General features: G+C 50.0%; 11 protein-coding genes. 8 read left to right on the top strand and 3 right to left on the bottom strand.

Annotated features, from left to right (window positions below; all coding sequences use genetic code 11):
- Positions 1–4 precede the first annotated feature (4 nt).
- A complete protein-coding gene (locus F4V51_RS26055) occupies positions 5–697 on the top strand; it encodes a hypothetical protein (protein WP_153980120.1) in 693 nt (230 codons plus the stop codon).
- 72 nt (positions 698–769) lie between these two features.
- Complete coding sequence (locus F4V51_RS26050) at positions 770–2,335, top strand: MDR family MFS transporter (protein ID WP_153980119.1); 1,566 nt, start codon at positions 770–772, stop codon at positions 2,333–2,335.
- Positions 2,336–2,414: 79 nt separating this feature from the next.
- Here F4V51_RS26050 and F4V51_RS26045 read toward each other — a convergent pair whose 3' ends face one another.
- The gene (locus tag F4V51_RS26045) at positions 2,415–3,845 is read right to left on the bottom strand and encodes a VanW family protein (RefSeq protein WP_153980118.1); all 1,431 of its coding nucleotides are present in this window, start codon (positions 3,843–3,845) and stop codon (positions 2,415–2,417) included.
- A 253-nt stretch (positions 3,846–4,098) separates the two neighbouring features.
- Between F4V51_RS26045 and ftsE the strand changes: the two genes are divergently transcribed.
- The 5 genes from ftsE (at position 4,099) to F4V51_RS26020 (ending at position 10,152) form a co-directional block, all read left to right on the top strand.
- Entirely contained in the window at positions 4,099–4,785 is a 687-nt protein-coding gene (ftsE, locus tag F4V51_RS26040; protein WP_095291427.1) for a cell division ATP-binding protein FtsE, read from the top strand.
- Positions 4,775–5,692, top strand: coding sequence for a permease-like cell division protein FtsX (ftsX, locus tag F4V51_RS26035; RefSeq protein ID WP_153980117.1), 918 nt, complete (start codon positions 4,775–4,777; stop codon positions 5,690–5,692). Before ftsE ends, ftsX begins: the two co-directional genes overlap by 11 nt.
- Positions 5,693–5,878: 186 nt before the next feature.
- A complete protein-coding gene (locus F4V51_RS26030; RefSeq protein ID WP_153980116.1) occupies positions 5,879–7,156 on the top strand; it encodes a murein hydrolase activator EnvC family protein in 1,278 nt (425 codons plus the stop codon).
- 133 nt (positions 7,157–7,289) lie between these two features.
- Positions 7,290–8,741 (top strand): S41 family peptidase, encoded by a 1,452-nt coding sequence (locus F4V51_RS26025; protein ID WP_110758674.1) that lies wholly within the window; start codon positions 7,290–7,292, stop codon positions 8,739–8,741.
- 85 nt (positions 8,742–8,826) lie between these two features.
- Entirely contained in the window at positions 8,827–10,152 is a 1,326-nt protein-coding gene (locus tag F4V51_RS26020; protein ID WP_153980115.1) for a PDZ domain-containing protein, read from the top strand.
- A gap of 59 nt (positions 10,153–10,211) precedes the next feature.
- Here the strand turns inward: F4V51_RS26020 and F4V51_RS26015 are convergent, their stop codons facing one another.
- A complete protein-coding gene (locus F4V51_RS26015) occupies positions 10,212–10,907 on the bottom strand; it encodes a response regulator (RefSeq protein ID WP_153980114.1) in 696 nt (231 codons plus the stop codon).
- A gap of 20 nt (positions 10,908–10,927) precedes the next feature.
- Complete coding sequence (locus tag F4V51_RS26010) at positions 10,928–12,193, bottom strand: sensor histidine kinase (protein WP_153980113.1); 1,266 nt, start codon at positions 12,191–12,193, stop codon at positions 10,928–10,930.
- Positions 12,194–12,401: 208 nt separating this feature from the next.
- Between F4V51_RS26010 and F4V51_RS26005 the strand changes: the two genes are divergently transcribed.
- Positions 12,402–13,337: an ABC transporter ATP-binding protein gene (locus tag F4V51_RS26005; protein WP_095359892.1), complete on the top strand. Its 936-nt coding sequence runs from the start codon at positions 12,402–12,404 to the stop codon at positions 13,335–13,337.

Below are 13,337 nucleotides of genomic sequence, written 5' to 3'. Positions count from 1 at the left end.
CGACTTGAATAACCATAACGTTAGCCCATCAGACAAGAGGAATGACATCAGCATTATCGGTGAAGGAAGCTCCGCTGGCGGTGTGTACGGCAAGGTCAAGGTTGTAGGAGATTCCTCCTTTAATCATGACTTATATTGTGATCAATTCAAATGTACGGGCACGTCGGTCATCTACGGATCTCTTGAATCAGACGATATTAAAATTACGGGAACGCTAACTCTAACAGAACGAGCTGTCGGCGCTGAAGATGAGAGTGGGAGTGGCGTATCCGGCTTTCATGCAAAAGCTGAAAAAATGAAAGTGGTAGGTGAGTTTCATCTACCGGGTGACTGTCAGGCGGAGAATCTCAAACTCAATGGTCGTTTCACGGTCGGAGGTATGCTTACCGCAGAACAAATGACACTTAAAATTATGGGTCCGTCTGAAGCGAGGGAAATTGGCGGTTCAATCATCTCTGTGAAGACCGGCCGGGGGAAGCTGCTTGAAGGCTTGTTCTCGAATAATCAATCGATCCTTAAGGCAAACATGATTGAGGGAGATGACATTGAGTTAGAGAACACGGTAGCCGAGGTTGTCCGGGGAGATAAAATAAAAATTGGCCCAGGCTGCCGAATTGGTACAGTTGAATACCGTTCTTCTCTGCAGATCCATTCACAATCCGAAGTTTTGGTTCAGCGCAATCGGTCCATGGACTGATTATTGGGGGCGGCTTTTCGGATATACTATTTCAGTCATATGAATAGAGCGTGAATGGAGAGATTGAGTACAATGGTTGCACGTAAAAACAGTATTGGATTGGTGCTGGCAGGGCTGCTGCTCAGCATACTGATGGCTTCGATGGATAACACCATCGTGGCAACGGCGATGGGGGATATCGTCGGGAAGCTTGGTGGCCTCGACAAATTTGTTTGGGTGACTTCAGCTTACATGGTCGCCGAGATGGCAGGCATGCCGATCTTCGGTAAATTGTCCGACATGTATGGACGGAAGAAGTTTTTTGTATTCGGAATTATCGTGTTTATGCTTGGTTCGGCGTTATGTGGAACAGCAACATCCATTGTGGAGTTGACCATGTACAGAGCCATCCAGGGGATTGGTGCAGGTGCCTTGGTGCCGATTGCATTTACAATCATGTTTGACGTGGTTGCACCGGAAGCACGGGGCAAGCTGGGCGGATTGTTTGGAGCTGTCTTTGGATTATCCAGCGTATTCGGACCGCTGCTGGGTGCATACATCACACAGTATGCCACGTGGGAATGGGTATTTTATATTAACCTGCCGCTAGGACTGATTGCGTTTGTGTTTATTGCCTTTTTCTACAAGGAATCTCACCAGCATCAATCCCAGCAGATTGACTGGCTGGGTGCAGTGACGTTGATTGGTGCTGTCGTATGTCTGATCTTCGGCCTTGAACTGGGTGGTAAAACGTATGCCTGGAACTCGTGGCAAATTCTCGGATTGTTCGCCGGATTTGCATTGCTGGCGCTGTTGTTCGTATTTGCCGAATCCAGAGCGAAGGAACCCATTATATCCTTTAACATGTTCCGCAACCGCGTGTACTGGTCCAGTAATGTCATAGCCATGTTCAGTGGTGCGGCATTTATCACGGCGTCGGTGTACATTCCAATCTTTATTCAGGGTGTACTCGGGGGTAAAGCGACCAATTCGGGTCTTGTGCTGCTGCCCATGATGCTGGGGTCAGTCATCACCGCTTCGATGGGCGGGGTGCTGATGACCAAGATCAAATATCGAAACATTATGATCCCGACACTGGCGCTGCTGGTACTTGGTCTTGGGTTGCTGACGACACTGGACGAAAGCTCGTCCCTATGGACGATCCGCGTATTTATGGTGCTCGTTGGTCTGGGTGTGGGAGCTTCGTTCTCCGTGCTCAGCAATGCGGCCATGAATGCCTTCGAACCGCAGAGACGGGGTGCCGCAAGTTCTACGCTTAACTTTTTGCGGTCGCTCGGGATGACGATGGGGATTACAATCTTTGGGATTGTTCAGAGCCAGGTATTTACGCGCAAAATGAACGATGCCCTAGCCGGTCCGGCTGCAGAAGCGGGCGGTGCAGGAGCCGGAGTGCCAGCAGGCGGTATGCCGGAGGGCTTGAATCTGAGCGACCCGCACGCCTTGCTCTCTCCGGAGCTTAGACAGGCTATTCCACCTCAGGTGCTGGAGGCCATCACTCATGCGTTATCCTCCTCGATCGTGCAGTTGTTTGCCTGGGCGGCTATTCCGGCTGCTCTGGCTCTGATTGCTGCTTTCTTTATGGGAAAAGAAAAGATGGTGATCGGCGAGGAACAGGGAGAATACACAGCAGGGCATTAATATGAATGAACAACAAAGATACACCATTCTGTCTCCAAGTGGGAGCAAGAGAATGGTGTGTTTTTACGTTGTCCAACTCTTATGGCTGTTTGGTATCACTCACGCCGTCCTCTACAACAGAAGGCTCCTCCGGATCTGGCAGGCTGCTATGACCAGAACGTGCAATAAGGCGATCCTGAGCTTTGTAGGTATCTCGCGAAATGGTTTTGGACTCCACCACTTTGCCATCGACCTTTTTGATACGTACAGTTTCCACAATGTAGCCAGGCTGCCCGTTTTGCAAAACCTGCTGAGCACCATCCGGCAGCACATTGCTGGATACATACTTTACAGGGGCACTTAGCGTTTCGATGGTGTGGGATTCGAGTGCGTAGCTGACGTTCTCGGGAAAAGTACCAAAAAATTTGACGGTTAATTGGTGATTCTTCACTTCAGCAAGGATCAGCAGGGATTTGCCCGTATTGTTCTTGAAACGGAAATTGATAGCGCCCGAAGCAAAGGTGGCGTCCAGTCCTTTTGGCAAATATTTGACGGGTATCGAATGGTTGCGCCGCTCAATAATATCAAGTCCAGTTAACAAGGCTGCATTGTATACGGTGCTAGACACCTGGCATATGCCTCCGCCAATTCCCGGGGTGAGACGCCCCCTAACAATAACCGGGGCTTCGCGGAAGCCGTATTCCTTCTCGGCATGTTGAATGATTTTTTCATAGTCGAACATGCCGCCAGGCTCCAAAATCATGCCGTTCACGGATTGTGCTGCTGCACTGACATTATGTATGCGTCCTTCCGTGCTGTTGCCAAGCCCTGTGGAGAACTGGATGATCTTCCGCTCAATGCCTTCCTTGCGTAAAGACTCCACCGTGACTTCAGGCTGCTGGGTGTATAGCGGCAGCTGAATTAACAGTGCGGCAGGTTTATCCCCAATGTCCAGCACGGTGAAATCATGGGGAAGCTTCGCCAGCAGCCTAGTCTCCAGTTCATCCCAGGCAATCCGCCGGACGCCCTTCTCCGGAATGTACTGGACCTTGTCGTTTGAGGTGATCCGCCGGACAGCGTCTGCGGGGGTGCCGAAGGTTTCCTTTTCCCACTCAGGGCTCAAACGTGTTCTGAGCGCTTGGTTATTGTACCGTTGTTCGAGAGGCCATTCCTCTGCGAAATGATAACGGGCATACGCACGTTCCCACACATTCCCTTCGTCCAGCTTATGTACCGCCGCAAGAAAGGCGTCTGCCCTGTAATCCGCACCGGCTTCGATCGCAGTCATGTTCAGCGTCAGGGAGGGCTCATCCACCTCCAGCGTAACAGGCCAGTCCCCCAGCTTTTTCAAACGTTCATCCAGTCCCCGAAGCGCCTCACTCCGATTCACGCCCCCGATCTGCCAGCCGCCAACTTGCACCTTACCCGGCAAAGCGGGCTGATTCACATACATATACAACAATCCGTAGGAAGCGGAGCCGATAAAGAGAATGGAAAACACAACAATGACGGCCAAATGTATTTTTTTCATATCCGTACGCTCCTTTTTACTTCTGATGTTCCGCAATTCGTAACACTTTCTATATATATGATCCAATGCAGGAAAACTTTCGGGTACTCAATAGGTAACAAATTTGTTACAATATATTTTATATGTTTCCATCCCAGAGGATCGAAATAAGGGTGAAATGGATTGCTCCTGATGAATTTCAGGTCTTTTTAAAGGAATTGCCGGGATTGTGTCGAAATGATAATGGCTAACTATGTGAGCAGGAAGTGATGATGTGATAGAAATGCAGGACGTGTGGAAGACCTACGCCAATGGGACCCACGCATTACAAGGGGTGTCGGTGAAGATCGACCGCAACGAATTTGTGTATATCGTCGGTCCGTCCGGCGCAGGTAAATCAACATTTATGAAACTGATGTACAGAGAAGAAATTCCGACTAAAGGACAAATATCCATCAATGGATTTAATATCGGCAAGTTGAAACCACGCAAGATTCCTTATGTGCGCCGCAACATCGGTGTAGTGTTTCAGGACTTCCGTCTCTTGCCCAAGATGACGGCGTTTGAGAACGTGGCTTTTGCCATGGAGGTTATTGAAGCGCCGAAGCGTCACATCAAGAAACGGGTCATGGAAGTGCTCGATCTGGTGGGACTGCGCAGCAAGGCGAATCGTGAACCTTCGCAATTGTCCGGAGGGGAACAGCAGCGTATTGCCATCGCACGGGCGATTGTAAACAATCCGTCGGTGATTATCGCGGACGAGCCTACGGGTAACCTTGATCCGGAGACGTCATGGGGCATTATGCAGCTGCTGGACGAGATCAATTTCAGAGGAACGACGATTGTCATGGCAACCCATAACAAGGATATCGTGAACACGATGCGTAAACGGGTTATCGCCATTGAGCGTGGCCAGATTGTACGGGATCAGATGAGAGGGGAATACGGTTATGAATTTTAGTACTCTCTTGCGCCATTTGCGGGAGGGATTCAAAAACGTATTCCGCAACGGCTGGATGTCTGTGGCATCCATCATGTCGATCATCGTGTCACTGCTCATTCTCGGGGTATTCATGCTGCTCGTGCTGAATGTGAACTCCATGGCTAACCAGGTGGACAGCCAGGTGGAGATCAGTACGTTTCTGGAGCTGAATGTGGATGAGGATCTGCGCAATACGCTGCAGCAGGAGATCAGTGCCATGCCGGAAGTAAGCGAGATTCGTTTTGTCTCCAAGGAAGAGGGACTGAAGGAGTTCCGGGAACGTCTCGGTGACAGTGCGAATAACGTGCTGGACGGTTTTGATGTGGATAATAATCCGCTGCCGGAGACCATTGAAGTGGAGGTCATTGAACCGGAAACCGTCACTTTTGTGGCGCAAAAAATTGAAGCCCTGAACGAAAAACACCCGGAGAAGCCGATCATGAAAGTGAACTACGGCAAGGAAACGGTGGAAGTGCTGTTCAAATTTACACGCCTTGTGCGGAATATCGGATTTATTTTTGTCGGGGGACTGGCTCTGATGTCCATGTTCCTGATCTCGAATACGATTCGCGTAACGATTTTGGCCCGTCGCCGGGAGATCGGCATCATGAAGCTCGTCGGTGCAACGAATACATTCATTCGCTGGCCTTTCTTTATTGAGGGTGCACTGATTGGATTCATCGGTTCCATGATTACGGTAGCAGTCTTGTTCTTCGGTTACAGCCGACTGCTGGCTACCATTGGTCAAGATGTATTTATGCAGATGCTTAACCTGATCCCGCTCAGCGACATTTGGTTGCTGTTTGGAACCCTTTTGATCGGACTCGGTGTGCTGGTAGGTATTTTGGGAAGTACACTGTCCATCCGCAAGTCACTTAAGGTTTAATGTTTTATTATTGAAATTGCAGAAATTGTCGAAATAGAATGACAAAGCAGGTTCACAATTGGACGCTGTTTGACGATATGTAGGGAAGACGCACTCTTAATTAGATGGAAGAAAGCATAAGAACATGATGTTCACCACCTGTGCAGGTTGCTTTCTTGTGAATTCATAGGATGGGGGATCACCATTTTGAAAAAAACAGCTTCGCTGCTGGCCTTTACGTTATTGGCCGGATTGACGCTTCAACCTTCGGACGGATATGCCAAGAGTAGCATTAGCGACATCGATCAACAGATTAGCCAGCTGGAGAGCAAGGCGGCAGCGGCCAAACAGGAACAGAAAAAGGCTGCTTCCAACAAGAAGGAAGCCCAGCATTACAAGAACAAAACCAATGCCTATCTGAAGGTTGTCATGGAGCAGATCAATGTTGTAAGTGATGAACTGGCGAACGTTTCCCTGGAAATTGAGAATACGGAAGAAGATCTTCGCACGACGAAAAAAGATCTCCAGGCTGCAGAGGAGCGCATTGTCGCAAGGGAGAAACTGCTGGAATCGCGTGTACGTCTGATGTATACCGACGGAGCAGTATCCTATCTGGATGTGCTGCTGTCTTCAACAAGTTTCTCGGATTTCCTGACGCGTGCAGATTCTCTGAAAACCATTGTGGATCAGGATCAGCATCTGCTGAATGAACACAAAAAGGACAAGCAGCTCGTTGTCGACAAAAAGGCTGAACTGGACAAGCAGTATGCGGAAGCCAAAAGCCTATATGCACAAAAGAAACAACGCAAAGCCCAGTTAAATGAAAAGGAACAGGAGAAGCAGGTGCTTCTGGCGTCCTATGATGCTAAAATTGAAGAGTCGGAAGAGCTGACGCAGGAGCAGGAAGATGTGTTGATTCAGATCGCCAGCAAGCGTTCAGCATTGCTTCAGGAAAAAAACAAACTTCGTGAGCAGCAGGCAGCAGCCGCTGCCAAAGCAAAAGCAGCCGCAGCAGCTCGGGCTGCAGCAGCAGCGAAGGCGCCAACGAAAGTCAGCACAGGCAGCAGTGAACCCGTGTATACAGCAGGCAATGGTATCTTCTCCAAACCGGTATCCGGCGGACGCATTTCCTCGCCATTCGGTCGTCGTACACACCCAATTACGGGTGAAGTAGGCAAGATGCACAATGGTACTGATTTTGCTGTACCTGTGGGGACCTCGGTTCACGCGGCATCAGGCGGTATCGTTATCATGGCAGAGTGGTACAGTGGTTACGGTTATACCGTTATCGTAGACCATGGTGGCGGACTCTGGACTTTGTATGGTCACCTGCGTGAAGGCGGATTTAAGGTAAGCAAGGGAGATACAGTGAGCAAAGGCGACCTTATTGCCGAGTCAGGCAACACGGGTAATTCAACCGGACCTCACTTGCACTTCGAAGTTCGTGAAAATGGTACGCCAGTGAATCCAATGAATTACCTGTAATGGATTGACTGTGAAGGAATGGAAAAGACATATTCCGTACAAGCTAGACATATACTAAGCTGGCATGTTCAGGGAATGGATTCGGGCATATGGAATCTGACACGCTTCAAAACTAAAGGCGGTGAGCAAACGGATGATGAAGAAAAGATCGGCGCTGCTGCTTGCCATTGTGGCCCTCCTTGGAGGGAGCCTGCTTACGCTGGTACTGATGAGTTATCCCGGTGTGGCCAATCAGACCACTTCGGGTGAAGGCCTGCTGGCCAGTGTAACCGGCAATACGCAGCAGAAGAACGATTTGAAGAAGATTGAAACCGCAATGGATTTGATCTCAAGCAACTATTATAAAGATGTCGATAAGACCAAGCTGATCGATGGTGCGATCAACGGCATGATGGAATCCCTTGGCGATCCATACTCCAACTACATGGGACAGGAAACGGCTGCCCAGTTTGAGGAATCCATTGAAGGATCCTTTACCGGGATCGGGGCCGAGGTATCCTCGCAGGATGGAAACGTCGTTGTCGTTTCCCCGATCAAAGGATCACCTGCCGAGAAAGCAGGTATTCGGGCGAAAGATATGATCATGTCTGTGAATGGTGAATCTCTGCAAGGTCTTGAATTAAACAAGGCTGTTAACAAAATCAGAGGTCCAAAGGGCAGTGAAGCCAAGGTGCAAGTGAAGCGCGCCGGTTCTACAGAATTGATTGAATTTACCATTGTGCGTGATGATATTGATCTGGAGACGGTATATGCCCACATGGAGGATAACGGTGTAGGTGTCATTACCATCACCCAATTCTCGCTGAATACCGGAGAACGCTTTAAGGAAGAGCTGGCCAATCTGGAGAAACAGAATATGAAGGGTCTGGTCATTGACGTACGTAATGACCCGGGCGGCGTACTGCAAGTCGTTATCGACATTGCCGAGCAGTTTGTTCCAAAAGGCAAAGTGATCGTGCAGGTCGAGGACAAAAACGGCAAACGTGAGCAAAGCAAATCGAATGGTTCCAGCAAGTCGTACCCGATTACGGTACTGATGAACAAAGGAAGCGCAAGTGCATCGGAAATTTTGGCGGGTGCATTGCAGCAGTCTGCAGGAGCAACGCTGGTTGGCGAAAACTCCTTTGGTAAAGGCACAGTACAGACGAGCTATGACAAGCAAATGGGTGATGGCAGCCTGCTGAAAATCACCATTGCAAAATGGCTGACTCCGAATGGAGACTGGATTCATGAAAAAGGCATCAAACCGGATATAGCGGTGAACCAGCCGGATTACTTCTCGGTAGCACCGATTAACAAAGAGAAATTACCTTTGAAATATGACAGCAATAGCACGGATGTGAAAAGTGCGCAGACGATGCTGAGAGGACTCGACTTCAAGCCGGATCGTGTAGATGGATACTATGATCAGAAGACGCAAGAAGCGGTCAAAGCATTCCAGAAGCAGAAAGGCATTGAGGCCACCGGCGAGATCGACGAGAAAACCGCTGAATCACTGGAAGCGGCTCTGATTGAACGTATTGCCAATCCTCAATATGATGCACAGCTGAAGCGCGCGATCGAAAATGTCTCGAAGGATATTTAGACCGTCGTGTCGAAGCCATTAAGAAGGCTGATTATCAGCCTTCTTTTTTTCTGAACCGGCTGAAAGAGAGGGGTGACGGGCCATCATGGAATGGGCTTGGCCGTGGTTAACGACATTAGGGGAAGCATTGCTGCAGTTGTTTACTCAGCCGTTTTACTATATTGCGGTCATTTTGATTGCACTAATTTATCATCGTCAATTATTACAGGAACGTAGGTTGTTTCATGTTCGTCTGCAAAGCTCCATCACCCAGACGATCCGTGCCTTACTCGGAGGTATCGTCATTGGCATCATCGTCTCGGTAATATCCATCTTCCTTGGGGCGCACCTTACACTTGCCAGTGTCATTTGCATATGGGCCGCAACGTTAATTCTGGCATTGTTCCGTATTCGCTATCTGTGCTTCGCCTACGCGGCAGGGCTGCTTGGCGTAGTGCAATTTGGCCTGAACCTGGCCTCAGGCTGGCAGCCAGAGGGATGGCTTGGCAGTGTCACGGAGGCATTGCGTGCGCTGGACATGCCTGCTTTACTGGTACTGGCTGCCTTACTGCATCTAGGTGAAGCGATGCTGGTTCGCTTGCAAGGGGTATCCATGGCTTCGCCATTGCTCTTTGAAGGCAAGCGCGGCAAGCTGGTCGGAGGATACCAGCTGCAGCATTTCTGGCCGATCCCGATGCTGATTCTGGTCCCTGTAACGGGGAGCGGAGCAGAACTCGCTTGGAGTCCTCTCTTGAATGCAGGAGGTGGCTATATGCTGATGGCACTTCCGATCCTGCTTGGATTCGGCGAAGTTACGCAGAGTATGCTTCCTGGGCAAAAGGTACAGATATCCGCCAAGCGGCTCTTACTCTACGGGACAGGCCTGCTTGTGCTCAGTCTCTTGGCGGCGTGGTGGTCACCATTTATGTTGGTTGCTGCTCTGGCAGCATTTATCGGCCATGAATTTCTGGTGTGGTACAGTGGGTTCGAGGAACAGCACCGCAGTCCGGTGTATGTCCATCCGGTCCATGGTTTGAAGGTGCTTGGCATTATCCCGGATAGCCCTGCTGCAGAGCTGGGCATCGAAGCAGGAGAGACGCTGTATAAGGTGAACGGTGTAATGGTAGACTCACCGGAAGCACTGCATCGCGCACTGCGGATGAATCCGGCCTTTTGCAAACTGGAAGTTCGTAACCATCAGGGTGAGAGCAAATTTATGCAGCGGGCCATCTATGAAGGTGAACATCATCAGCTTGGGGTGCTTATGGCTCCGGTCAGCCATGAAGCTTGGGCAGTGCAGCTGCGTCCGCTGACATTGTTCCATATCATTACACTCAAATTGTTTGCCCGCCGCAAAAATAATCATAATGATGAATCTCCGCTGGCTCTGCCGGCTCCAGGCATGAATGAACAAGGAACAGTAGAAATGTAATCAATAAAGGGTACTTCACCGCATGGACAGCGAGGAAGTACCCTTTATGCTATTTGAATCTAATTCTTCAACATAAAGATGGCGATCTGTGTCCGATCACGCAGGCTTAGTTTTCCGAGAATTTCGGTGACATAGTTTTTGACCGTACCTTCACTCAAGAATAGTTTAGCCGCAATTTCCTTGTTGGACAGCCCCTCCGATATCGCTTCTGCAACGGCCAGTTCCATTCGTGTCAGACCGTAAGTATCAAGAGGTGGAAGTGGATGTGATTGGGGAGCCGCAGCCGGACGTAGCAGCCCTGCAAGCTTGCGGGCAATATCGGGGTGAATCAGCATATCACCGTTATGTACTGTTTTGATGCCTTGAATAATTCGGTCGGGAGGTACATTTTTGAGCAAATAACCGCTAGCACCGTTCTGCAGAGCCTGGATAATATATTCGTCGTCGTCAAATGTCGTCAGCATCAGAACACGCATATCAGGAAAACGGGACTTGATGATACGGGTGCCCTCCACGCCATTGCAATCCGGCATGCGGATATCCATCAATACAACGTCGGCAGTGGTTCCTGACTCCAGCAGCTCAAGTGCCTCACGTCCATTGGAGGCCGTACCCGTGACGATAATGCCGGGATCAAGTCCGAGCAGCACCTTCAGGCTCTCGCGAATAAAAGAGTCATCATCCGTGAGAATCAGCCGAATGGGCTGGATTTGTTCAGCTTCCTTATGGTTACTTGGTTCCATTCGTTCTGACATGGGCACCATCACTTCCTTTCTTAGATCAGATCAGCCTTCTTCATCATGGGCAAACGTGTAGTTACGGTGTAAGGGTAAGCCTGCCGGATCTCAAGCCGGCCTCCAATGGATTCTGTACGGAGTCGCATTCCTTCGTGCCCCATTCCCGATGGGCTCGAATCTGCTGCTATGCTGCGGTTCGATTGTGTTGCCTCAGGCTTGGCTCTTGCAGACTGCTCTGTTCTGATTACTCCATCATTGCTGACGGACATGCAGACCTCACGTTCCCCGAACTCCACTTCCACCGTAATTGTGCTGGCGTTTCCATGTCTCAGGGCATTGGTTAGCGCTTCTTTGGCATTTTTATATAGTACGATCTGCATGCTCGGATACAGCTCACGGGATGAACCGCGGACTTCATAACTCGTCTTCACCCCCGTCTCCCTGCCCACCTCTTCCAGAAGGAGATCCAGTGCGTAGGCTTCGGACACATACGAACTGGAACGCAGTTTGTGAAGCGTAGAACGCATATCATCCATGCTTGCCGCCAATTGATCGCGTATTTGTCTCACCATTTCCGTGCCTTGTTCATTATCCAAAGGAAGGGTCAACAGGGCAGCCTCGGACATCATTTTCGTACGAATGAGGCGGTGTCCAATATCATCATGAAGCTGCCTTGAAATCCGGGTCCGTTCTTCCTCCTGAGCCACCCCCTCAAGCTGCTTCGTGAACAGCAGCAGTTGTGCTCGAGCGTCTTGAAGCTCGTAATGTTTACTGCGAAGCTCGTCATATACCTGTTCCAGCTGTCCGCGACTGCTCGCCATTCTGGAACCCTGCCAGGAGAGTGCGGCGGTAAGGACAAGGATCAGGTTCCCGACCATTCTTCCCGCTGTCTCCTCCAGGAAGGGAATTTTAGGTTCCGTAGGAACTGAAGCAAACCAAGGAAGCAGCTCTTGAGGCGGAGCGTATTGCCAGTGTAACGCTATATTTGTGGCGACAAGCTGTGCCCCCAACATCAACCAGCGGGATGTCCCTTCAAGTCGATACATATACACATAGAGTATGGATAAGGACAAAAACAACATGAAGGGTCCGTATACAGCAATCAGCCAGCAGCTCCAGAGCATTTCAGCCAGGATGAGCAGCACATACCAAGCACGAGAACGGGCAAAGTCCTTGCAGACAGCGAGTCCCAGGGCAATGATGATATACAGCGTATATAAATCTTCCTGGTCCAAAGGCAGCATCAAAAGGTACAGGACCGCAGGAACGAGAATTAAACCGTATTGCAGTATACGCATCGGCATAGGTAAGAAACATCCTTTTTAAAAATGGAATGGGAAATTACGGGTAATGCACCCCTGATTATAGCACAGCATGCTTCATATGAAGGAGATGACTTAAGTCACCTCCATCTTATGACCTTTCGTACCTTCGCGGGACCATGGGATTCGGTACAATACAAATATGAAATCTGGCGGCGGGATGCTGGAGTGGAAGAGGAGTGTATGAGCGATGGCTATTCTTGAAATGGAACATGTGGTAAAACGGTACGGCAGCAAGCTTTCGGTCGATCACTTGAACCTGAGTGTGGAGCGGGGGGAGATATTTGGACTCTTGGGACCGAACGGAGCAGGCAAAAGCACCACCATCAGTATGATTGCAGGTCTGCTCAGCATCGATCAGGGTGAAATCCGGCTGAATGGCATCTCAGTCAAGGAGCGACCGCTTGAAGTCAAACGCAAGATTGGACTTGTGCCGCAGGATCTGGCGCTGTATGAAGCGATGACGGCTGCGGAGAATGTCACTTTTTTTGCCAGACTATACGGACTGCGCGGGAAACTGTTGAAGGAGAGGGTGCAGGAATCGCTCGAATTTGTCGGGCTTCAGGATAAAGCGAAGGATGCCCCGTCCACTTTCTCTGGCGGGATGAAACGCAGGCTGAACATCGCATGTGCCATTATGCACCGGCCGGATCTGATTATTATGGATGAGCCAACAGTCGGAATTGATCCCCAGTCGAGAAATCATATTCTGGAATCTGTGCGCACGCTTAACAAGATGGGATCAACCATTATCTATACAAGCCATTACATGGAGGAAGTTGCGGCAATCAGTAACCGGGTGGCGATCATGGATCAGGGACACATCATTGCCTGTGGAACCGAAGCGGAGCTGAGAGAGCGGGTAGCATCCGAGGAGAAAATCGTGCTAAGCGCTTCGGGAATTGGCCCCGGTGCCGTTGAGGAACTAAGGCTTCATCCGCGTGTGCGTGCAGTAGAAGTGGCAGGAGACACCCTGACTATTACGCTGCCTTCGGCGCAGCAGGATCTACAGGATATCCTTTTCATCTGCAGCAAACACGAGATTGCCATTCAGTCGCTCCAGGTTGAAGAGCCCGATCTGGAGACATTGTTCCTCAATCTGACCGGTCGAACGCTGCGGGATTAG

Source organism: Paenibacillus xylanilyticus, assembly GCF_009664365.1.
Lineage (GTDB): Bacteria > Bacillota > Bacilli > Paenibacillales > Paenibacillaceae > Paenibacillus > Paenibacillus xylanilyticus_A.
Note: the sequence above shows the minus strand (reverse complement) of the source record. Positions and strands in the feature narration are given on the sequence as shown.

What these genes read in the sequence shown, in the direction of transcription:
- F4V51_RS26050 (WP_153980119.1), top strand. Translation starts at nt 770, where the DNA reads ATGGTTGCACGTAAAAACAGTATTGGATTGGTGCTGGCAGGGCTGCTG.
- ftsX (WP_153980117.1), top strand. Translation starts at nt 4,775, where the DNA reads ATGAATTTTAGTACTCTCTTGCGCCATTTGCGGGAGGGATTCAAAAAC.
- F4V51_RS26025 (WP_110758674.1), top strand. Translation starts at nt 7,290, where the DNA reads ATGATGAAGAAAAGATCGGCGCTGCTGCTTGCCATTGTGGCCCTCCTT.
- F4V51_RS26045 (WP_153980118.1), bottom strand. Translation starts at nt 3,845, where the DNA reads ATGAAAAAAATACATTTGGCCGTCATTGTTGTGTTTTCCATTCTCTTT.
- F4V51_RS26020 (WP_153980115.1), top strand. Translation starts at nt 8,827, where the DNA reads ATGGAATGGGCTTGGCCGTGGTTAACGACATTAGGGGAAGCATTGCTG.
- F4V51_RS26015 (WP_153980114.1), bottom strand. Translation starts at nt 10,907, where the DNA reads ATGTCAGAACGAATGGAACCAAGTAACCATAAGGAAGCTGAACAAATC.
- F4V51_RS26005 (WP_095359892.1), top strand. Translation starts at nt 12,402, where the DNA reads ATGGCTATTCTTGAAATGGAACATGTGGTAAAACGGTACGGCAGCAAG.
- F4V51_RS26010 (WP_153980113.1), bottom strand. Translation starts at nt 12,193, where the DNA reads ATGCCGATGCGTATACTGCAATACGGTTTAATTCTCGTTCCTGCGGTC.